Source organism: Streptomyces sp. WAC00040 (assembly GCF_056835925.1).
On sequence record NZ_JAKQZE010000004.1, the window covers coordinates 497,146 to 518,267 of the forward strand.

At 69.7% G+C, this 21,122-nt stretch carries 21 protein-coding genes; 10 read left to right on the forward strand and 11 right to left on the reverse strand.

Annotated elements, in window-relative coordinates; genetic code table 11:
- Positions 1–74: 74 nt before the first annotated feature.
- Positions 75–1,463 (reverse strand): membrane-associated oxidoreductase, encoded by a 1,389-nt coding sequence (locus tag MDN94_RS32755; protein ID WP_482729459.1) that lies wholly within the window; start codon positions 1,461–1,463, stop codon positions 75–77.
- Between the two features lie 742 nt (positions 1,464–2,205).
- Between MDN94_RS32755 and MDN94_RS32760 the strand changes: the two genes are divergently transcribed.
- Positions 2,206–3,435: an IS110 family RNA-guided transposase gene (locus tag MDN94_RS32760; protein ID WP_482729458.1), complete on the forward strand. Its 1,230-nt coding sequence runs from the start codon at positions 2,206–2,208 to the stop codon at positions 3,433–3,435.
- A gap of 86 nt (positions 3,436–3,521) precedes the next feature.
- On the opposite strand, the gene MDN94_RS32765 is transcribed toward MDN94_RS32760, so the two are convergent.
- Positions 3,522–5,792: an MMPL family transporter gene (locus MDN94_RS32765; RefSeq protein WP_482729460.1), complete on the reverse strand. Its 2,271-nt coding sequence runs from the start codon at positions 5,790–5,792 to the stop codon at positions 3,522–3,524.
- A gap of 175 nt (positions 5,793–5,967) precedes the next feature.
- Between MDN94_RS32765 and MDN94_RS32770 the strand changes: the two genes are divergently transcribed.
- From MDN94_RS32770 to MDN94_RS32780, 3 genes are all read left to right on the forward strand, one after another.
- Entirely contained in the window at positions 5,968–7,140 is a 1,173-nt protein-coding gene (locus MDN94_RS32770) for a sensor histidine kinase (protein ID WP_482729461.1), read from the forward strand.
- Positions 7,115–7,777, forward strand: coding sequence for a response regulator (locus MDN94_RS32775; RefSeq protein ID WP_482729462.1), 663 nt, complete (start codon positions 7,115–7,117; stop codon positions 7,775–7,777). The genes MDN94_RS32770 and MDN94_RS32775 overlap by 26 nt, the downstream gene beginning before the upstream one ends.
- 363 nt (positions 7,778–8,140) lie before the next feature.
- Entirely contained in the window at positions 8,141–8,563 is a 423-nt protein-coding gene (locus MDN94_RS32780; protein ID WP_482729838.1) for a transposase, read from the forward strand.
- On the opposite strand, the gene MDN94_RS32785 is transcribed toward MDN94_RS32780, so the two are convergent.
- Positions 8,465–9,967: an FG-GAP repeat protein gene (locus tag MDN94_RS32785; RefSeq protein WP_482729463.1), complete on the reverse strand. Its 1,503-nt coding sequence runs from the start codon at positions 9,965–9,967 to the stop codon at positions 8,465–8,467. The two genes, MDN94_RS32780 and MDN94_RS32785, sit on opposite strands and share 99 nt — an antisense overlap.
- Before the next feature lie 336 nt (positions 9,968–10,303).
- Between MDN94_RS32785 and MDN94_RS32790 the strand changes: the two genes are divergently transcribed.
- Positions 10,304–10,531, forward strand: coding sequence for a hypothetical protein (locus MDN94_RS32790; protein WP_482729464.1), 228 nt, complete (start codon positions 10,304–10,306; stop codon positions 10,529–10,531).
- Between the two features lie 125 nt (positions 10,532–10,656).
- On the opposite strand, the gene MDN94_RS32795 is transcribed toward MDN94_RS32790, so the two are convergent.
- From MDN94_RS32795 to MDN94_RS32805, 3 genes are all read right to left on the reverse strand, one after another.
- Complete coding sequence (locus MDN94_RS32795) at positions 10,657–11,601, reverse strand: ROK family protein (protein ID WP_482729465.1); 945 nt, start codon at positions 11,599–11,601, stop codon at positions 10,657–10,659.
- A gap of 55 nt (positions 11,602–11,656) precedes the next feature.
- On the reverse strand, positions 11,657–11,932 hold the full coding sequence (locus MDN94_RS32800; protein WP_482729466.1) for a hypothetical protein: 276 nt from the start codon (positions 11,930–11,932) through the stop codon (positions 11,657–11,659).
- Positions 11,933–12,266: 334 nt separating this feature from the next.
- Positions 12,267–13,088, reverse strand: a complete 822-nt coding sequence (locus MDN94_RS32805; protein WP_482729467.1) for an SDR family NAD(P)-dependent oxidoreductase — start codon at positions 13,086–13,088, stop codon at positions 12,267–12,269.
- A gap of 114 nt (positions 13,089–13,202) precedes the next feature.
- On the opposite strand from MDN94_RS32805, the gene MDN94_RS32810 reads away from it, so the two are divergent.
- Positions 13,203–13,802, forward strand: a complete 600-nt coding sequence (locus MDN94_RS32810) for a TetR/AcrR family transcriptional regulator (protein WP_482729468.1) — start codon at positions 13,203–13,205, stop codon at positions 13,800–13,802.
- Here MDN94_RS32810 and MDN94_RS32815 read toward each other — a convergent pair.
- The gene (locus tag MDN94_RS32815) at positions 13,764–14,081 is read right to left on the reverse strand and encodes a hypothetical protein (protein ID WP_482729469.1); all 318 of its coding nucleotides are present in this window, start codon (positions 14,079–14,081) and stop codon (positions 13,764–13,766) included. The genes MDN94_RS32810 and MDN94_RS32815 overlap by 39 nt on opposite strands.
- A gap of 26 nt (positions 14,082–14,107) precedes the next feature.
- On the opposite strand from MDN94_RS32815, the gene MDN94_RS32820 reads away from it, so the two are divergent.
- The 4 genes from MDN94_RS32820 to MDN94_RS32835 all read left to right on the forward strand — a co-directional run bounded on the left by MDN94_RS32820 (position 14,108) and on the right by MDN94_RS32835 (position 16,396).
- Positions 14,108–14,602 (forward strand): DUF6463 family protein, encoded by a 495-nt coding sequence (locus MDN94_RS32820; RefSeq protein ID WP_482729470.1) that lies wholly within the window; start codon positions 14,108–14,110, stop codon positions 14,600–14,602.
- A 43-nt stretch (positions 14,603–14,645) separates the two neighbouring features.
- On the forward strand, positions 14,646–15,272 hold the full coding sequence (locus MDN94_RS32825; RefSeq protein ID WP_482729471.1) for a TetR/AcrR family transcriptional regulator: 627 nt from the start codon (positions 14,646–14,648) through the stop codon (positions 15,270–15,272).
- 106 nt (positions 15,273–15,378) lie between these two features.
- Positions 15,379–15,822, forward strand: coding sequence for a DUF3995 domain-containing protein (locus MDN94_RS32830; protein WP_482729472.1), 444 nt, complete (start codon positions 15,379–15,381; stop codon positions 15,820–15,822).
- A 301-nt stretch (positions 15,823–16,123) separates the two neighbouring features.
- A complete protein-coding gene (locus tag MDN94_RS32835; RefSeq protein WP_482729473.1) occupies positions 16,124–16,396 on the forward strand; it encodes a hypothetical protein in 273 nt (90 codons plus the stop codon).
- Positions 16,397–16,987: 591 nt separating this feature from the next.
- On the opposite strand, the gene MDN94_RS32840 is transcribed toward MDN94_RS32835, so the two are convergent.
- The 4 genes from MDN94_RS32840 to MDN94_RS32855 form a co-directional block, all read right to left on the reverse strand.
- A complete protein-coding gene (locus MDN94_RS32840) occupies positions 16,988–17,593 on the reverse strand; it encodes a hypothetical protein (protein ID WP_482729474.1) in 606 nt (201 codons plus the stop codon).
- Positions 17,594–18,364: 771 nt separating this feature from the next.
- Complete coding sequence (locus MDN94_RS32845) at positions 18,365–18,550, reverse strand: hypothetical protein (RefSeq protein ID WP_482729475.1); 186 nt, start codon at positions 18,548–18,550, stop codon at positions 18,365–18,367.
- 65 nt (positions 18,551–18,615) lie between these two features.
- Positions 18,616–20,130, reverse strand: coding sequence for a cellulase family glycosylhydrolase (locus MDN94_RS32850; protein ID WP_482729476.1), 1,515 nt, complete (start codon positions 20,128–20,130; stop codon positions 18,616–18,618).
- Positions 20,131–20,275: 145 nt separating this feature from the next.
- Positions 20,276–21,037 (reverse strand): fibronectin type III domain-containing protein, encoded by a 762-nt coding sequence (locus MDN94_RS32855; protein ID WP_482729477.1) that lies wholly within the window; start codon positions 21,035–21,037, stop codon positions 20,276–20,278.
- Positions 21,038–21,122 lie beyond the last annotated feature (85 nt).

Sequence of the window (21,122 nt, forward strand, 5' to 3'; positions counted from 1 at the left end):
GTCGGACGCCCCTTGAAGACCGCAGCGTGACGGCGGGTAGTCATATCTGGGCCGAACCCTGAGAAGCGCCTCGATCATTGTCGCTTGAGGCTACGCGCGACCCCGGCCGCGACGGTCGTGGCGAAGACCCATCCCGCCGCTATGAGAAGGGCGGCCAGCCACTGGTGAGCCCCGGTGGGCGCGAACGCCTTCTCCTGGCCGAAGTCGATGACTGGAAGCAGCAGATCTGCCGTGTAGACGACGGCGTTGAATTGCGGTCCCTTGCCCGGGTCGGACTGTGGCGGCTCGTGGAGCCCGTAGGTGACCACTCCGAGCAGAAGCAACGCCAGCAGCCAGGTCACCGCGCGGGCGGGCCGGAAGCCGTAGCCGACAGTCACGTCTTGGACGTGCCCCCACAGCCTGGCGGGCCAGGGCAGGGTGCGGCGGTGTCTGCGCTGTGCGGCCAGCAGGACAGTCCGTGCCTCGCCGTCCTCCCCGGCGCCGCGGTACGTGACGGCAAGTTGTTCATAGCTGTGCGGTGCAAAGCCGTCCTGGTCGCGCTCCAGCAGGGGCAGCCGCTGGGCTGCGGGTAGCCTGGGCGAGAGGGACTCGTAGACGAGTCCCTCCAGCCGTACCGTCTCGGGCCATACCGACGGATCAGCCTCGATCGCTTTGAACGTGGAATGGTGCAGTCTGACGTCGCCCTTGATGGGCTCCGCGTCGCGGAAGGTGAGCTGGCGGGCCTCGCAGCTACTGAGGCCCAGCGCGACTCCTCCGGGATTGTGCAGCCGCGCCTCGATGAAGGAGATCCAGCCACCGGCCCTTGTGCCGGTGAGTCTGACCTTGCCATCGGCGTCGAGGCCACCCGCGTTGAGGAGGGTACCGAGGCTGAGACTGGGCGCGTTGAGCGCATGGCCTCCCGGATTGTGCAGCCGGGCGTCCTCAAGATCGAGGGCGCAAGCCACCTGGGCCGCCTCGAGTACGACCTCGTCGTGTGCCACCATCCGCGGGGCGCTGATGTCGCCCTCGACGCGAGCGTGCCCGAGCCGGACCGGGCCGGACACCCGGCAGTCGGCGAGCAGGAGGTCGCCCTCGACGTGCAATGCCGTCGCGGTGAGGCCGGGCATCCGTGACGCGTGCAGGTCGAGCGCCCGTACGCGGGCTCCGCGCAGATCGGGCGTGTTCTCCAGGTCGCAGTCCGCGAGCTGGACCAGATAAGGGATCTCGGCGTACGCGAGGTCGAGTCGGCCGGTCACGGTCGCGCCGGTGAGGCGCAGCGCGGGTATCTCGCCGTCCTCTGCCGGGCCGGAAAGCAACAACCCGCGCAGCACTCCAGCTCGTACGGGCGGCCCCGCAGTGTCCGGACCGTGGGCGTCTTCCGGACGGACCGGGGCGCCGTGATCCTGGCGCGCGTCCACCGGTTCGCCCCGTGCAAAGGCGTGACGGATCCGGGATTCGAGAGGGGTCAGGTTGGCGATATCCACGCGTGGGACGCTACCCGCCACGCCTACCTGGTCCGACAGCTGCCTCATGACTGCTGTCGCTTTTCGACGTGACCCGAGCTAGCCGTGACACGGTTCTCCTGCGTGAGCGTTCCGGGGCGCCAGTCACCTACGCGGCGAGGGGGAAGCTCCTGCCCCAACACGGCGAACCTAATCCGTAGATAAGGGCGCCCCAATGGAGCAAAAGCTTGTGGGGATGCTTCGAGTAGAGGGCTGCGATGCCTGCGGCGAACCGGGTCTGCTGAGACCTCCGCATAGAGCGGCGCGCGGTCCTCGTAATCATGGTGGCAGTTGCGTGGGCGTCGGACGGACGCCTTTTGGTTCCCCGGCCTCGATGCCCAAGGATAGATCGGCGGCGCCGGCGCCCATGCACCCGTCACCGTCCAGCCGGTGTTGGCGCCCGCTGGTGCTGGACGGACGTTTGACGTCCCTCCCGGCCCGCGAGGCCTACCGAAAGATCGGCGCCGTCCAGCGCCGCCGGGGCGTCAACACCCTCCGCTTGATCACTCGTTGGTGTTGGCGGTGCGAGCCCGCTCCACGGTGACCTCTCGTGAAGCCCGAGCCGTTTGAGCTCCCGCAGAGACCGAGGCCCGTGGGACGAGCTGGTGCCACGAACGGCTACTGAGGTGGCGGACCGGCCAGAAGGGCCGAGTCCTGGGATTAGGTCGCTGCGTGGCCCGCATGAGCTCGTGACCAGCAAGAACAGCACGACGGAGGGGAAGACTTGATCTACTGCGGCATCGACTGGGCGGAACGCACGCACGACGTCGCCCTGGTCGACGACAGCGGCCAGTTACTGGCCAAACGGCACATCACCGACGACGCCGCCGGCTACAAGATCCTGCTGGACCTGCTCGCCGAATACGGCGACACCGAGGAGAACCCGGTCCCGGTCGCGATCGAGACCTCCCGCGGCCTGCTCGTCGCAGTGCTACGGACGGGCAAGCGGCAGGTCTTCGCGATCAACCCGATGGCCGCCGCCCGCTACCGTGACCGGCACAGCGTCTCCCGCAAGAAGTCCGACCCCGGAGACGCCCTGGTCCTGGCCAACATCCTGCGCACCGACATGCACGCCCACCGGCCACTGCCGCAGGACAGCGACCTCGCCCGCGCCCTCGCCGTGCTCGCCAGAGCTCAGCAGGACGCCACGTGGAACCGGCAGCAGATCTCCAACCAGCTCCGCTCCCTGTTGCGCGAGTACTATCCGTCCGCCCTGACCGCCTTCGAGTCGTGGAAGAACGGTCTGTGCCGCCGGGAGGCGCACGAACTCCTCAAGGCGGCACCGACACCGACGCGGGCTGCGAAGCTGACACGCACGCAGATGCAGGCCGCACTCAAGCGCGCCGGTCGCAAACGCGGCGTCGAAGCCGAGGCCGAACGGCTCCGTGAAGTCTTCCGCGCCGACTGGGCCCACCAGCCCCCGCTGGTCGAGGACGCGCTCGGCCAGCAGATGCTCGCGCTCCTGGTCCAGCTCCAGGCCGCCTGCACGGCGGCCGACAATCTGGCCGAGGCGGTGGAGGAAGCTTTCCCTCAGCATCCGGACGCTGAGATCATCCTCAGCTTCCCCGGCCTCGGCATCCAGCTCGGCGCCCGGGTGCTCGCCGAGATCGGGGACGACCGAAACCGCTTCGCCGATGCCCGGGGCCTGAAGGCATACGCCGGGGCTTCCCCCATCACCAGGGCCTCGGGCAAGAAGTCGAGCATCACCCGCCGGTGGGTGAAGAACGACCGCCTCAACCACGCCGGCTACCTCTGGGCCTTCTCCGCGATCACCGCCTCACCAGGCGCCAAGACCCACTATCGCAGGCGCCGCGACGGCCACGGAGACTGGCACGCAGCCGCCCAGAGGAACCTCTTCAACCGCATGCTCGGCCAGCTCTACCACTGCCTTCAGCACCGCAAGCTCTTCGACGAGCACACCGCCTTCCCCGTCGAACTCGCCGCCGCAGCTTGACGTGTTGAGCGCCTGAGGTGTCTACGCGGTCACAGCACTAGGTGACGCGCTGAGGTGCCGGACGCCAAGGGCGGGCAGGAGTTGAGTCAACGGTCAACCAGCCGTGGACGCGGGGCTTCACCCGTGGATTCCGCGTCGGTGTCGTCGGTGCCGACCGGACCGCGGGGAAGCATCCGGTCCAGCCACTTCGGCAGCCACCAGTTGGCCCGGCCGAGGAGTGTCATGGTCGCCGGTACCAGCACCATGCGTACGACCGTGGCGTCGATGAAGATCGCGGTGGCCAGGCCGAGCCCGAACATTTTGGTGGAGGGGTCCTCGGCGACGGCGAAGGACAGGAAGACCGCCACCATGATGAGGGCGGCCGAGGTGATGATCCGGGCGGTGCGCGAGACGCCCTCAACGATCGCCGTGCCGTTGTCGCCGGTGCGCACGTACTCCTCGCGTACGCGGGAGAGGAGGAACACCTCGTAGTCCATCGACAGTCCGAACAGGATGGCGAAGAGGAACATCGGGATGAACGACACGATCGGAACCGTCGCTTCCAGCCCGATGAGTGCGCCTCCCCAGCCCCACTGGAAGACCGCGACCATGATGCCGTAGGCAGCGCCGATGCTCAGCAGATTCAGCAGTACCGCCTTGAGCGGTACGAGTATCGAGCGGAAGACCAGCATCAGCAGCAGGAACGACATCGCCAGCACGGCGGCGACGAACACCGGCAGGCGTTGGCTGGTGCGTTGGCCCACATCGGACAGGCTCGCGGCGGCGCCGCCGACGTGGGCCCTGGCCGGGCCGTGCCCGATCGCCGTGGGCAGCACGTCGGTGCGCAGCCGGGCGATGGTGTCGGCCGTGGCCTTGTCCTGAGGGCTGGTGGTCGGGAACACCACGAGGGTCGCGATGCCGGTGGCCCGATCGATGTGTGTCGGCGCGACGGATGCGATGCCCGGATCCGCCGCGACCGTTGCGACGAGTCGGTCCAGCACCTTCGGATCGCCGGTGGGGTCCGCGGCGATGACGAGGGGACCGTTGGTGCCCGGGCCGAACCCCTCGGCGACGAGGTCGTAGGCCCGGCGCTCGGTACGGCTCTGCGGCAGTGAGCCGTCGTCGGGCAGGCCGACGCGCAGGCCGAGCACGGGCAGCGTCGCGGTCAGCAGCAGCCCCGCCGCGCCGACCGCGTACGGCACCGGGTGCCGGCTGACGTGCCCGATCCAGCGACGCCACCCGGCGGCGTGGGCGGCGCCTGCCGCCGGGTCCCGCCGCCGTGCGAGTCGGCCCAGCTTCCTGGTCTGCAGAGCCCGGCCGATCCGGCCGGCCCGGGCCAGGCGCGGGCCCGCCGCGCCGAGGAAGGCCGGCAGCAGCGTCACCGACGCGAGCACCATCATCAGGACGACGATCGAGACGGCAACCCCGCCCACCGTCATGAACGGCACGTTCGCGACCGCCAGGCCGAGGATCGACACGACGACGGTGCCGCCGGCGAAGACCACCGGCCGCCCCGCCGTTGCCACCGCTCGTCCGGCCGCCGCCTGCGGATCGAGCCCGCACGCGAGGTACTCCCGGTGCCTGGCGAGCACGAACAGCGCGTAGTCGATGCCCACTCCGAGCCCGACCATGCTGCCCAGGACCGGTGCGAAGGTGGGGACCTCTGTCACCCCCGCCAGTACCGTCATCGTGGCGACCCCGACGGTCAGCCCGAAGACCGCCATGCCGATCGGCAGCGCGGCGGCGATGAGCGAACCGAACGCCAGGAACAGGATCGCGGCCGCGGCGAGGAGGCCGATCAGCTCGCTCGCGCCGCCGTCGGGGTCGGAGAAGGCGTAGAAGAGGTTCCCGCCCATCTCGATGCGCAGCGGCAGCTCGGCGCGCAGCCGGTCGCCGAGATCGACGAGGGCGTCGAGGTCTTCGGCCGACAGCCGGCTCTGGTCGGGGTACTGCACCCGGACGACCGCGATCCGCCCGTCGGCCGAAACGAGGCCGCCGCGCACGACGGTGTCCCCGCCCGTGTCGAGCGCCGTCGCCGGGTCGCTCGTGCCGAGCACGTGCGGCAGCCGCTTCACCTCGGCCCGCAGCCGCGTGAGAGCGGTGCGCGCGCCGTCGTCGTCGAAGAACGTCGTACCGTCGTCGAGGGGGGTGACGACCACTTGGGCGGTCATCCCCTCCTGGTCGGTGCCCGCCCGCTCGATCAGTTCCGCGGCCCGTCGGGAGTCCAGTCCCGGAGCGGTCATCGAGTCCGCGGTACGCCCGCCGAAGGCGACGGCGGCGAGGACGACGAGCGAGGCGGCGATCAGCCATGCCGCGATCACCCGCCAGGGATGGCGGGCGGCGCTTGCGCCCAGGCGCAACAGGGCTTTCGAGAGCATCGGGTCCTCCAACCACCTCGTCGGCCGTCCTTGTACGGCCGCCGTTCCCGAGGCTCGTCGCCACGGCGCTCCGCGGCATCGGCCCGCGGGCCGCGGATCCGTCGGCCCCGGGGCGGAGTGACGACCCGTCCTTTCGGCCGATGCGCGACACGCCGCGGTCCCTAGGCTGAGAACCGTGCTCCGAGACGACCTGCGAACCCTGTGGACCGAACCCCGGCCGCCCGCCGCGCCCGCACGGGTGCGGCGGGACTGGGCGCTGCTCGCCGCGGGCCTTGCCGGTGTGGCGCTGGAGGCCACCCTGCGCGAGAACGTCGTGTGGCGGCCGGTGGCGGTGGTGTTCGCCGTATGGCTGTGCCTGCTGCCCCTGTGGCGCCGGACCCGCCCGCTGGCGATGGTGACGCTGGCGTTCGGCTCGGTGACCCTGCTTGAGGTGGCCTCGCTCGTCGCCGCACCGCGCGAGCCCGTCGGCCTGTACACCGGCGCGGTCGTGCTCGTGCTGGTGTACGCGCTGCCCCGGTGGGGCTCGGGACGCGAGATCGTGCTGGGCGGTGCGCTGATCGTCTCGGTCGGCGCGCTGTGTGTCGTCACGGACGAGACCCCGGTCGTCGAAAAGGTCGTGGGCTTGGTCTTCCTGCTGCTGCCCGGCGTGGTCGGGGCTGCCGTGCGGTTCCGGGTGACCGCTCGCGAGCGGCAGTTGGAGCAGGTGCGCTCCCGCGAGCGCGAGCAGCTCGCCCGGGAACTGCACGACACGGTGGCCCACCACGTATCGGCCATGGTGATCATCGCCCAGGCGGGCCGGGTGCTCGCGGGCACCGACCCGTCCGCCGCCGTCGAGGCGCTGGAGGGGGTCGAGGAGGAAGGGGCGCGCACGCTGGAGGAAATGCGCGCCATGGTCGCCGCGCTGCGCGACCGCGGGGTCGGCGCCGAGCTGGCGCCCCCTGCCGGAGTCGCGGATCTGGAGCGCTTGGTGCGCACCCCGGGTGGTCGCCTCAGGGTCGACCTGGGGCTCGACGGCGAACTGGACGCGCTGGCCCCGGCCGTGGACGCGGCCGTCTACCGGATCGTGCAGGAGTCGGTGACCAACGCGCTGCGCCATGCGGTCGACGCGACCGAGCTCGTCGTTCGGGTCGCCGCGGAACGGCACACGGTGCGGGTGAGCGTGCGCGACAACGGCCGGCGCACCGGCCGGGGTCGCGACGGATACGGACTTACCGGACTGCGCGAGCGCGCGACCCTGCTCGGCGGCACACTACGAGCCGGCCCGGGTACTGACCGGGGCTGGCATGTCGAAGCCGAACTGCCGAGAGCGAGGAGCGAGAGCGGTGTCCATTCGCGTCCTCGTCGCTGACGACCAGACGATCATCCGCACCGGGTTGCGGATCATGCTGAACGCCCAGCCCGGCATCGAGGTGGTCGGCGAGGCCGCCGACGGGCGGGAAGCGGTACGTCTGGCCCGCGAACTACGCCCCGAAGTATGCCTGTTCGACATCCGCATGCCCGTACTCGACGGGCTCGAGGCCACCCGGCTGGTCGCCGGCCCGGGCGTCGCCGACCCGCTGGCCGTGGTCGTCATCACCACGTTCGACCTCGACGAGTACGTCTACGGCTCACTGCGTGCCGGCGCCCGCGGATTCCTCCTCAAGGACACGGGACCGGACCTTCTGGCGCAGGCCGTACGGTCGGCGTCCGACGGTGAGGCGCTCATCGCGCCGAGCGTCACCGTGCGTCTGCTCCAGGCATTCGCGGACCTGCCCGCCGGCCGACCCGTGGCCCAGCCGGTCTCCCCCGTCACAGCCCGCGAGGAGCAGGTGCTCCTCGCCGTCGCTCGCGGGCTGACCAACACCGAGATCGCCGATGCACTGCACATCAGCCTCAGCACGGTGAAGACGCATCTGGCCAGCCTGATGGCCAAACTCGGCGCCCGCAACCGGGTCGAGATCGCGATGTGGGCCTACGAAACGCGCCGTATCCTCCCCGGAACCTGAGCCGGGTGCCGGGCCATGTCCCATGAGTCTCCGCCCGGACATCAGTGAACCGGTCGGCTCACGTCGGCTCCACGTGTCTCACCCGCCCCAGAGCGCGACGTACCAGGAGGCCGGAACTGGGACGGTGAGACACCCGATACGACAAGACTCCCGACGGGGACCTCGCCAGTCTCCACCTGCACGCCTCGATGATCCGGATCAAAGACCTCACCAGGACCACCCGATGATCACGACTCGATACGCGCCCTAGTAGGGCTTTGTTACGTCGGCCTTGTCATGGTGGGTGTCTGGTAGTTCGCTGCTGGTACGAGGGCTGAGGAACTCGCCACGTGTCGTGCCCGGTTGGAGGAGTTCGGCGGGGAGGTGTTCGCGCCGTTGGTGCGGCGTGATCAGCGTGCCAAGGGTGCCCTGTATCTGCGGGGGCTGCTGCTGGACGGCCGGCGTAAGTCGATGCAGCCGATGGCCGGGCGCCTGGGGTGGACCACCAGCAGCTCCAGCAGTTCATCACAGTCCTCAACCTGGGCTTTTGACGCGGTGCGGGCCCGGTTGGCGTGGCGGGCCGTGCGGGTGGTCCGCCCTCGGGCGTGGGTGGTGGACGACACGGGTTTCCCCAAGGACGGCACTGCCTCGCCCGGGGTGGCCTGGCAGTACTCGGGCACGCTGGGCAAGGCCTCCTCGGCGCTTCCGCTACTCGTCGATCGCCACCCCGAACTGCGCATTGGCCACCGGTGCCCCGAGGGATGCCCCGTCGTAGGTCCACGTGCCCTTGGCCACCAGCCCCGATGACGACGCGGGAATGACCCAAACGAAGCCGTCATTGGTGTTCTCGCCCGGTGCCGCCGCCAACAGCCCGAAGAGACCGTCCTTGTTGGCGTCGATCAGCCGGACCTGACCACCCCAGCGGTCCGAGGACTCCGCCACGCCGGGGATGTCGGCGAGCTGCTGATCGAAGCTCTTCGCCCCGATGTTGGTGAAGCCGGTCGGATCACCGCGCAGCACCCACACCGCGCCCGCGTCGGACACGCTGCCGATGTCCTCGCCGGGTGCGCCGATGGCGAGGTCCGGGTGTCCGTCGCCGTCGGTGTCGCCGGCCGACAGCTCGGCACCCCATTGGTCGCCCGCCTCCGCGACTCCCGGGATGCCGTCGGAGTCCTGGGTCCAGTACTGCACCGGCTCCGGCTCGAGGCCGGACAGGTCCCCGCGGCCCACGTAGAGGGTGATCCCGCCGCCCGACGGCGAGCCCTTGCCCGTTTCACCGATGACCAGGTCGTCCTGCCCAGTGCCGTCCCAGTCGCCGGAGACGATGGCCGGGCCGCCCGGGAACGTGCCGCCGTCGCCGAGGCCGCCGATGTCCGGCGCGCCGTGCAGCACGTGCACCGAGCCGACGCCCGGCCGGTCGCCGATGGTGACCCCTGAGATGGCCAGGTCGGCCCAGGAGTCCTCGTTGTAGTTGCCGTGGCTGAGGTTGCGAAACTCGAAGCCGGTGTCCAGCGGCGACAAGTCCCGCGCCCGCATGCTGCGGTCCGACATCTTCAGCTGCTGCGCCGTCGCGCCGGGCGGGGCGGTGAAGAACAGCAGGGCGTTGTCCTCCAGGACGGCGATCGAGTCACGCGGATTGGCGTTCGGGTCCGCCGGGTCCGGGGCGAAGTACCGCGCCGCTTCAATCGCCCGGCCGAAGTTCGCACCGACCCGCAGCTCGTCGGAGTTCTCCAGCCAGGTGCTGTCGGCACCGTGCAGCCCGGTCGGCGAGCCCCAGAAGACGGTGGCGGCGCCGGCGTCGGACAGCCCGGCCAGGTCCTCTCCGGGGATGCCGACGATGACATCGTCGTAGCCGTCGTTGTCCAGGTCGCCGGAGGCCACGGCCCGACCGAAGCCGTCGCCCGCTTCGGCACCGCCCGGGACACCCGAGGTGTTCTGGTGGAGGACGCTCTTCTCGGTGGTGCTGAGACCGCTTGACGAGCTGTACTGCACGGTGACGTAGCCGGCGCCCGCGGCACCGCTCACCGTGGCGCCCGGGGCGCCGATCAGCACGTCGTCGAAACCGTTGCCGTCGTAGTCGGCATTGCGCTGCTGCCAGCCGATGGACGGAAACGGCACTGCGGCCTGTGCGGCGGGGGCCGCAAACACGGCGCCGCCACCGAGGGTAAGAAGTACCGCAGCCGTGAGGGCCGCGCTTCTGATGTAACGCACAGGAGAACCTCCTTGGGTCTCCGAGGCTGCCTACTGAGTCCTGATCAGCCGCGGTGGTTTGTGCGTGCGGTGGCTGGGCGGAAGTGCGCGGTCGGTTCCCCGGCGAGACGCCGAAGCACGGACCCGTGCAGATGCCCGGGAGCGTCAGGCAACGGCGCCGCGCCGGGCGGAACGGCGTGGAATCATGAGCGGCCTCCCGCGTTGGACAGTGCGGTGAGGGTAATGCCCGTATTGCACTCACCGAGAAGACATCCGGAGCTCGCCGAAGGTTGTACGCCTCGCCGGTGGGCCGGTTCATTCGACCTCGTCGAGCACATCTGCGAGGACGGGACGCACGTGAGGTCTGCCCCCGGCGCCATCCTGGCCGCGATCGTGATGATCGGCATCGCCTTCCCCGCAGTACTGAACATGGGCACCCTGGCAGCCGACTACGCGACGGTCGTCGGGATCTGCGAGGCACTCGTGCACACGCTCGACCGGGCGGAGAAGGACGTGGTGATCCGCGGCAACGCGATCCGTGTCCACGAACTCACCGTGGACGATGAACGCCCAGCGCTCGGGTGAGACAGCCACGTTCCTCGCCCCCTGGGCGAACGGTCCATGTGGCAGGAGTCGAGCAGTTCTCCGCGACCCCCTCGGCGCGGACGGGTCTGCGCTCGGCCGAGATGTTTCCACGGGTGTGGGGCCCCTCAGTCCGCGGTGACAGAGCGGTCCACCGCCCCCGGGCCGAGGGCGTCCTCGATCACCATCACCGCGGCGCCGACGACGCCCGCGCGGTCGCCGAGGAGGCGGCCGCGCATGGTCAGGTGCTGCGTGGCCAGCGGCAGAGAGCGGCTGTAGACGACCTCGCGGATGCCCGCGAGGAGGTGTTCGCCGGCATCCGCGAGGTCGGCGCAGACGACGATCACGCCCGGGTTGAAGAAGTTCACCAGAGAGGCCAGGACCTCGGCGATGTCCCGGCCGGTCTGGCGGACCAGCTGGACGGCCGACGGGCTTCCCGAGCGGACCAGTTGGACCACACCCCGGGCGTCGGCGGCGTTCTCGCCCAGGGCGCGCAGTCGTTCGGCGAGGGCCGCGCCGCCGGCGACGGCCTCCAGGCATCCGATGTTGCCGCACCGGCACAGTTGATCGCCGGCGGAAGGAACCCTGATGTGCCCGATGTCGCCGGCGGCCCCCTGGGCGCCGCGGTGGAGGCGGTGCTCCGTGATGATGCCGCTGCCGATTCCGGTGCCGACCTTCACGAACAGTAGGTGCTCGCACTCGTCACCGGCGGCCCAGTGCTCGCCGAGCGCCATGATGTCGACGTCGTTGTCGACCAGGACGGGGACGCCGAGCTGTTCGCGGAGCCACAGGGACACGTCGAAGCCGTCCCAGCCGGGCATGATAGGCGGGTTGACGGGGCGTCCGGTGCTGTGCTCAACGGGCCCGGGAAGCCCGATCCCGGCACCGCACACATCGGCGAGGGTGCGGCCGCTCTGGTCGAGGAGGGCGCCGAAGGCGTCGACCAGCCATCCCAGGACGTGCTCGGGCCCCTGGGAGATCGGCATGTCCTGGGTGTGCTCGGTCAGCACCCGGGTCTTCAGGTCGGTCAGAGCGATGCTCGCGTGAGTGGCGCCGAGGTCGGCCGAGAGCACCAGCCGGCCCTCGGGGAGTATCCGAACGGAAATTTGCGGTAGCCGCTGACCGAGATCATGGTCCGGTCGGCGCGAGGGTGCTGACCCGGTTCTCGTACTCGCGGCGGGCCTTGCGCTGGGCCGGGAACGCCGGGGCGCCCTCGCCTCCGTCGAGCGGCTGGCAGCGGGCGAGGAGCTGGCGGTGCACGGCGGGGACGGCGCTGACGCGCAGGGTGTAGCCCTGGCCGCGCCGTACGGTCATCCCGTGGTCGAGGGCGGTCCGCTCGGCGGGCTCCAGTTCGGCGGTACGGAGGAAGTCGGCGACCTTGCCGGGCATGTCGAGGGTGACCATCGTTTGCTGACGGAGTGAGGCGGCATCCCGTCCAACGCAGGGGGCGTTGACCACCCCGGCGCTGGCCCGGGGCGGTCATTGAACTCGGTGACGTCCCGCCGGTGGGCGTGGACCGGGCGGCGAGGCCTTGATGACGCCCGGTCAGGCCAACAGGACGCGTTTGCGTAGGCGTTCGAATCCTGCACGGCCGAACAGCATCTCCCGGACCGGCGGGGCCGCCTCCCCTACGGTCGACTCCGGCGGATCCTGCCGGTACGGCGCGTTTCTCGGCCCATGCCCATCCCCGCGACTGAGCAGCGGGACGGGGACGGGAATGTCGTGGCGCGGGACACGGTCAGCCCGGGGCGATACGGCTGAGGTGCTCCCAGGACCGGTACAGATCCGCTTGAGCCTGGTCCATCTCCAAGACATGATCGAAGGACTGGCTGCCGACGATCAGCCGTCGGGGCGGGTCCGGCAGTGCGGCCAGCTCCATGATGACCGGAGCAGCCGTGCCGGGCTCCGGGGCGACGGCGTCGCCCCACATCGCCTCCATCTCGCTACGCAGGGGCTGATACTGCGTCAGGGGTTCGGTGGTCGTGGTGCCGATAGTGAACAGGCCGGTGTCGTAGCCGCCCATCTGCACGATGGTGACCTTGATGCCGAACCCCTCGACCTCCATCGCCAGTGCCTCGCTGACCGAGTCCAGCGCGGCCTTGCCTGCGCCGTAGAAGCCGACGGTGGCCATTCCACCGCCGCTGCCCATCGAGGTGACCTGGAGGAGCCGTCCCCCGCCTTGGGCGCGCAAGTGAGGAAGGACCGCCTGAGCCACCCACACAGCGCCGAAGAAGTTCACATCCATATGTGCCCGGATCTGCTCCTCCGTGGCTTCCTCCACCATCCCGTAGAGCATTCCGCCGGCGTTGTTGACGACGAGGTCCATCCTGCCGAACACAGCTGCCGCCCGCTCCACCCCGTCGAACACGGCCCGGCGGTCGGTGACATCCAACGCAAGCGGGACCAAGTGGTCGGGGTACTTCTCGGTCAGTTCCTCCAGAGGCTCGACGTTGCGGGCGGCAGCCACTACGCGGTCGCCGCCCGCTAAGGCGGCCTCGGCGAAAGCCCTGCCCAGGCCGCGGGATGCGCCGGTGATGAGCCAGACTCTTGCGTTCGCCACGATTCCTCATTCTCAGTAAACGAAACGGTGCGTATCGATTCGTTTACAGCCTAGGGTACTCTCTCGGTATTATCAATACGGATCGTCTCGTTTCATTTCTGGGTTAGGGGCCGCATGTCCAACGAGAAGGGGCCGGACCACTCCCGACGCAAGGAACGGTCTCGGCAGGCAATCCTCGCGGCCACCCGCGCCCTGGTCGCAGAGGAGGCATACGAGAAGGTCACGGTCGAAGCCATCGCTGCCCGTGCCGGCGTCGGCAAGCAGACGATCTATCGGCGGTGGCCGTCGAAGAGCGCGGTCGTCTTCGCCGCCCTTCTGGCTCTGAGTGAGGATGCGGACGGGCAGTCGGTCATGCTGCCGGACACGGGCGACCTCGAGGCCGACCTCAAGCTCGTCATGCGTGCCACGGCGAAGGAGTTCGCCGACCCTTCCTTCGACAGGCTGATCCGGGCCCTCAACACCGAGATCGCCAACGATGCCGCGCTGGCGGCCGAGTACCGGGAGAAGCTGGCCCAGCCGCTGGAAGAGGCGAAGAGGGCGCGCTTGCGCAGCGCCCAGAAGGCCGGCCAGCTCGACGCCGACGCCGACCTCGACCTGGCCCTCGAAGTGCTCTACGCCCCCCTCTTCCAGCGGTGGCTGCATCGCAGCGGTCCGCTGACCGCCGCATATGCCGACTCACTTGTCGACGCGACCCTTAGAGCTTTCGGCCCCTGAACAGGAGCGAATCCACAACCGCAGAGCTCGGCCCGGTCGGCTTCTGCCCCCTGAACGCCCGTACACCCGCTTCTTCTCCGGCACTTCCAGCAGCCGGACCATCTCGGTGCGCAGGTCGTACGGGACCGCCTCGTACAGCGCGGCGTGCAGCCGGTCAGCCAGCAGCGTCGCGGTCTGCCGGGTCACCTCCAGCCGCTTGAACGTCGGCGCCTTCGAAGTCAGCCCGTACCGGGCCAGCCCGGTCATCCGCGCGGCCCCGGCCCGCCCTCCTTCCGGCATACTTACAAACGTGTATGTTTGTTTCTATGGGGAGAGAGATCAGCGAGAAGATGAGCGCTCGCCTCGTGGCGGCTGCGGGCTGGCTCGCCATCGGCATGGGCGTCGTGCACGTCGTCGTCGCACCACTGGAGGAGGGCGACCTCTGGGCGAAGGTCGTTGACGAGGGCGTGTGGAACACCTTCAGCACCGACGTGCCCGCCACGTCCGGCCAGTTCGAGCGAGCGGCCGGATTCTGGGCCACATTCGGCAGTTGGGCCGTCCCAGTGCTCGCACTAGGTTGCTACGTCCTGTGGTCAGCGCGCCAGCACCGTCGTGTGCCGGGGTGGTTGGGGTGGATCTTCCTCGTCTGGGGGCTGCCCCTTGCGATCGTGTGCCCGACCTCCCCTGGCTGGGCATTCCCGATCATCGGCGGACTCATCGTGCTCGGTGACAGGCGCCGAAGCCGATTCCTCTCCGGGCCACCACCCGACACCGCGGCGGGCACAGATCAGCCGGACGCGTCCCGTCAGGGAATCCGCTGAACAGCCGGCGGAGCCGAAGGAAGAGACGTACAGACTTGTGTGCATGCGAGAAGCGATGACGGGAGCAACACCCCGGCGGACACAGGCCGAGCGGCGCGCGAGGACCAGGCACGCAGTGCTGGAAACCGCGACCCGAAGGCTGTCCACCCACGGCTATGCCCACCTGACGCTGGATTGGGTGGCCGGCGAGGCGGGGTACTCCCGCGGCGCTGTGTATCACCAGTTCGCCGGCAAGGAGGAGTTGGCGCTGTCAGTTGTGACGTGGGTAGAGGAGACGTGGACCGCCGAGGTGGGCAGCCCCGCCGCCGCCGAGGCCGACCCTGTCGATGCCCTGATGACGCTGGCCCGCAAGCATGCCGTCTTCTGCCGCCGGGACGTGGCGCGAGTCCTGTTGACCTTGAGGATCGAGTTCGCCGGGCAAGACCATCCGGTGGGCCGGGCAATCGCCGAGATCGTCGACCGGCTCGACGCCGACTGTGCTGACCTGATCGCTGCAGGCAGAACGAGCAGGGTGATCCCTCCCGGGCCGCCGCCCCGGGAGACCGCGGCAGCCTCCACCGCGCTCATCGAGGCGGTCGGGATCGAGCTGGCCGGAAGGGCTCCCTACGACATCGAGCTCATGGACCGGGCAGTGCGCGGAGTGCTCAGCCTGCCCCCTACAGGGCGCTGACCGGGACGGCCACAACGCCACCGCGCGCCATCACATGTGGGCCGTTGGGACCGCCCCATCCTGTGGGTCGTCGGTTCCCCGACACGTCCGGACAAGGAGAATGCTCATGAGGTTCACGAAGCCCGCTGGATGGGTGGCGGCAGCCGGCCTCGCCGCCGCCGCGGCCCTGCACGTCGTCTGGGTCTGTTCACCGTGGCCGTTCGACGACCGTGCCGAATTCACCCGCACGATCGGTGGCGTGTCCGAAGCCGAGGCCCCCAGTGCCGCCGCCACGGCCACCGTGGCGGCGGCCCTCGGTTCGGCGGCCTATCTCGTCGCCGCTCAGGCGGGCCTGGCCCCGCGCCTGCCGTCTGCCCGGCTCGGACGCCTGGGCGCGGCCACCGTCGCGGGCGTACTGCTGCTCCGCGGCGGCGCGGGTCTGGTCTCCTCCGGATTCGCCGACGAGCCCACCACCTTCACACGGTGGGACCTGGCCCTGTACTCGCCCCTCTGCCTGTCCCTCGGCGCCCTCGCCGGCTACGTCGCGAAGAACGAGAAGGCCACGCCGTGACCGCTGCCGCTCGGACAACGTCGACTGCCTTGCCGCCACCGGCCTGCCCACGGATGATTTACGACATCACGGATTCAAGTTCAGTAGCCAGGCAAAACGGGCACGTCACCGAACCGGAATCAAGATCGTCCCGCTACCGCTAATTCCCGTTCGGATACTCCCCGAGGGCCCAGCCTGGCCTCGCCGTTGAAGGCGAACGCCACGGCGGGCCGGCCGCCCGAGGAGATGGCGTCCCCGGCAGGGGTACTCCATTCCTGCCTCGACCCAGTTCCCCGAGCTCGGCAGCGGTGGCGGCGCCCCGATGGGCGGCCCGTTCTACCGTTACGACCCGGCCAGCACCTCGGAGCGCAAGTTCCCCGCGTACTACGACAAGACGCCGTTCTTCTACGAGTGGAGCCGCAACTACGTCCCGACGGGGCTGCGCGCCACCCGTGTCCACCTGCATGGGAAGCGCCGCGACATGGGCGACCCGGCGAAGACCGTACTCCACCCCGACCGCTTCACCCTCCCCCGACCCCCCAGGACCCACGTCTCGCGTGTCTCACCATTCCGCGCACCGAACGTCACCGGCTGATGCAACCTCGGAGGCTGATCCGAGCATCAGCCGTCGCTCAGCGTGCTTGCTCGACGCAAGTGAGCCACAACTACTACTCGTGAATGGAGCCACCGATGTCGTCGTAGCCGTCTTCCCGGTGCACTGGTAAAGCGTGCCCGCCCTCCACAAGGGCTGGATCGACCGCGTATGGACTACGGGTTCGCCTACGGCCCCAGCAAGCCCCGCCTCGCCGGCAAGCGCCTGCTGTGGCTGGGCCTGGCCGGCGCCACTGCCGACGATCCCATCGTGTAGGGGATGCAAACCGTCCTCGACACAAATCTGAGCGAAGGCATCGCCTATTACTGCGGCTTCTCCCCTCCCACCGTCGGCCTGCTCACCGACGCGGAGGAGCGCCCCCAACGCGTCGACGCCGAAGCCAACCTCATGGCCGGCGAAGCGGTCACGGGCGCTGAGCGAGAGGCGCGGTACGCCGATCTCGACCGTCGTGTACAAGAGTTCGTGGAAAGTTTCGTCGCCGAGGACCTTGTGGCGGCCCAACCGGCCCGTACGCGCCCCGGTCCCCCGGTCTGTATCCGTCCTTCGGCTGTCCCTCGCCGTGGGAGGCGTTCGTCAGGGGCGCAGGCCTGTGTGTGCGAGGGCGACCGCGCTGAGGGTGGCGATGACCTCCTGGTCGCCCCGGCGCCAGGCGTCGGCGAATCCGCCGGGCGGGGTGGGCAGCTTGACGAGGGCGGCCGGCGAGCCGGTGAGTGCGCGCAGGGCTAGCAGGTCGGCGCCACCCGGCGCGTCGGCGAGACGGCGGACGATCATGCTGCGGTGAATCCAGAGCAGGCGCGGGGGGAGCCACAGAACCAGGATGAGGAGCACGGGGATGACGATGAGAGCCGTGGCCGTCACGTTCGCGACCTGGGCGACGGTCTCCTGGAGCGATGCGCCGGCATCCGCGAAGCCGGTACTGGCGTCGGCTGCGGACTGGAGCGGCTGCTTCAGAACGTCGCCGATGAGCGGTACGTCTGACGCCGCGTCCCCGACGTTGCCGAGTTCCTCGGCGAGGCCGTCTCCGGAGCTCTCGACCTTCCGCCCCGGCTCGGCAAGCAGCATGATCATGTCGCGGACGAAGAATGCCGCCCACACCGTGAGGGCGATCAGGGCCACGGCGATGAGGTCCATGAGCACCTGGCGGTTCCGGCGTGCGGGAGTCTGGGCGTAGAGGCGCAACGGCGGGCTCCTGTTCTGTTCTGGACGTCGAGGAGAATCGGCCGTCCCGCCAGCGACTCGGCCGGCCGGTCTCGGGGTCGACTCTTCCACCGCGCTCCCCGGGCAAACGTGCAAGACGCGGACCATGGCCGGCCCGGCGCAGCGACGCCCCGCCGTCCGGGGCCGATACCGGCCCCGGAGCGGGACTTTCCGTTCACTTGGAGTGGAAATCCTTCAGCGCCTCTTGGACCAGTCGTTGCCCCTCTCCCACGCCGACCAGCGCCCTGCCGAGCACGTCCGGCACCGCTCCGTACGCGCCGCCCCCGAGGACCGCCCGCCCGGAGGGATACTGGGCCGGTACGCGGCGACCGGTCCACCTTGGCGATATGGTCCGGGCGTATTCCCAGTCGGAACTGCCTCCGTCGAGCCGAGGACTTCGACGAGCCGGCCGTCGCCCTGGCCCGGCTGGGATGGGCGGCTCGGGCGCAGGCGCTGTTCGACTCAGCCCTTGAGTCGGCCTGGGAGGTCGGCGACTCCCACTGCGACAGAGCGTCCGGTCGTACCGGTGGCCGCAGGGCGGTCTCAAGGCCGCGCACGGCAGTTCCGTGGAGCCGCTCACGGGCTGGGCGGGGCATGCGCCTGCGGGGATGCCGACGGCCCCGCCCCGCTGAACGGCAGGGACAGGGCCGCAGCTTCGGGGGTGCTGCTGCTCGAGATCGGCTGCGCCGGTCCGGCGCGCCCGGCGCCGAGCACCGCCACGTTCCAGCCCCTTGCCGCCGGCCGACTCGCGCGTCAGTGGTGTTCCTCGGCCAGGGCGCGGCGCTGGGAGAACCGCGGGAGTAAGGGCAGCCAGCGTGTGGGCGGGACCGTGTCGAAGGAGCAGGCGCCCTCCAACCGCACCTGGTCCAGGTGCACCGTTCCGGTGAACAGGCACCCCGACAGATCGACGTCGGCGAGGACCAGATGCGCCGCATCCATTCCGCGCGGCGAGGCCATCCGTACCGCGGCGTCGGGCTCACCGGCGAGGGCCTGGGCGGTGCTGTTCAGCCGGTCGGGAAGTTGTCCGGGGTCCTGATCCGGTCGCGGACCCAGACGCCGGCGGGCTTGAGTGAGCCGGTGCCTGTCCAGGGGCCGTTGTTGCTGCAGGTGCCGGGCTTGAAGACGGCGCCGGTGCGTTCGTCGTCGGAGTAGTTCCAGTTCACCCAGCTGATCTTCTTGGCCGCCATCAGGTCGAGATATTCCTGGGCGCGGGTGAAGTCGTTGCTCCCGTCTCCCGAGGCGGTCTGGGTCCCGAATTCCGTCACGAACATGGGGATGCGGTCTGCGGCGCGGGAGAGGGCAGCCACGTACGTGCTGCCGTGCGAGGCGGCGTAGAAGTGGAACGTATACATGATGTTGGATGCGTTCACGGGGTTGTTGATCACCTCGGTCTCGCTGCCGCCTTCCGAGACGCCCAGCGAGGACCATCCGCGTGTGCCGACCAGGACGGGGGTGTCCGGGTCGTTGGCGCGGATGACCGGGATGAGTTCCTCGGCGTAGCCCTTGATGCGCGACCAACTGACGCCACTGGGTTCGTTGGCGATTTCGTACAGCAGGTTGGTCTTGTTGTTGTGGCGCTGGGCGATCTCGGTGAAGAAGGTCTTGGCGCGGCTGAGGTTGGCGTAGGGATCTCCGGGGCTGAGCATGTGCCAGTCGACGATCGCGTACATGCCTCGGGACGTGGCTTGCTCGATCAGGTTGTGCACGCGGTCGGTGTACAGCCGCGGATTGCTTTCGTAGCCGCCTTCCTGGATGTACATGGAGATCCGCATGACGTCCGCGTCCCAGTCGGTGGCAAGGGCGTTGAGGGACCCGGTGGTCAGGCACTGGTTGTACCACTGCAGACCGTGGGTGCTCATGCCGCGCAGTTGGATGGGGTTGCCGTACCGGTTGCACAGTTTGGTGCCGCAGACCTTGAGTTGCCCGTTGATCGCCGCGGGGGTCGAGCCTCCGTCGGGTACTGAGGGTGAGGTGGTCGCGCTGATCTGGTTGCTCGCGGCGGAGACGTTGCCTGCCGCGTCCCTCGCCCGGACCGTGTACGTGTAGGTGGTGCCGGCCGTCAGTCCGCTGTCGGTGTAGGAGGTGCCGGTCGGCGTGGCTACCCAAGTGCCATTGCGGAGGACCTCGTAGCCGGTGACTGCGACGTTGTCGGTGGCGGCGGTCCATGACATGGAGATGCCGGTGGCCGTGACGCCGGTGGGCTTGAGGCCGCTCGGCGCGCTGGGGGCCGTGGTGTCGCCGCTGCCGACGGCTTTCCAGAGAGCGGGCACGTTCGGCGGTTCCCAGCCGGGCTGGGAGGTGTGGCTCTGCAGTGCTTCGTAGGTGCTGCCGTTGTACGTCACCCGTGTGCCCACGGTGTAGGCGGTCCACGGCTCCCAGGCGGTGTAGGCGGCGAGGGCGGTCGATTCCCCGATTTCTACCTCTTGGGGGGCGGGGGTGGCGTTGGCGTTGTGCAGTGCGGTCAGGCCGAGGAGCAGCGCGGCCACGAGCGCGCTCGGCCAGGTTCGAGCAGGTCTCATGAGACTCTCCGGTGGTTGAAGGGAATTTCTCTGGTGCGGTGCCGTGCGTGCATGACGGGTCGAGCGTGCAGGGGTGTGATCCGGGTGGGCGTGCGTCGAGCGGACGCCGGCTCGGTGTCTGTCCGGTGTCGGGCGGGGCGTGGGGCTAGTGCGGAGGACCGGGCGGCTGCGTGGAGATGGCCGAAGAGGGCTCGTCGGCGAACCGGTCGGAGCCGGTTGTCCGGTGGGCGACCTCTGACGGTGGCCCGTAGGTGAAGGCGCGGACGCGGTACCAGGCCTGCTTCTCGTCGGGCAAGGTGACCAGGCCGAACGAGTTGATGTCGGGGTCGAGGACGGCGACCGCTTTGAATTCCGGGCTGCCCGCCGGCCTGACCTCCAGGAGTTGCCCCTCTTCGTCGGTGGCCCGGTCCGTCCATCGGAACCTGATGCCGTTGGCGTGCATGATGACGGCGCTCAGTCCGGTCGGTGCGGCGGCGCCCTCTGCGATCGAGGCGGTGGGGGTCGGCTGCCCGGGAGCCGTCGTGGGTGCTGTCCAGTCGTGGTCGCTTCTCTGAGCCTTCTCGTTGAAGGGTCCTTTGGGCAGGGTCACTTCGATCGGTTCCGAGGCCGGGCCGTGGAGGGCACGGAGCCGGTAGTAGAACGGCGTGTTCGGCAGCAGGTCGGGGTGGGTGAAGCTCGTCGTCCGGGGCGGGAGGAACTCCAACGGGGTGTAGGGGCCTTGGCGCTCGGTGGCGAACTCGAGGACGTGACCGGCGGCGTCCGGGTCGTGTGTTCGCCACTTGAGCACGATGTCGGTGGGCGAGATCAGGGAGGCCGAGAGCTCCTCGACCGGGTGGGGCTCGGCTTTGTGGGTGTGTGGTGCGGAGCATGCGGTCAGTGAGCCCCACAGCAGCACAAGCGTCAGCACTGAAGACTTCGCGGTCATTGCCTGCCTCGGGTGAGAGATCGCGACCGTCCCGTCCGGGTTGTGTGTGCAGCGCGGAGGGGAGGGC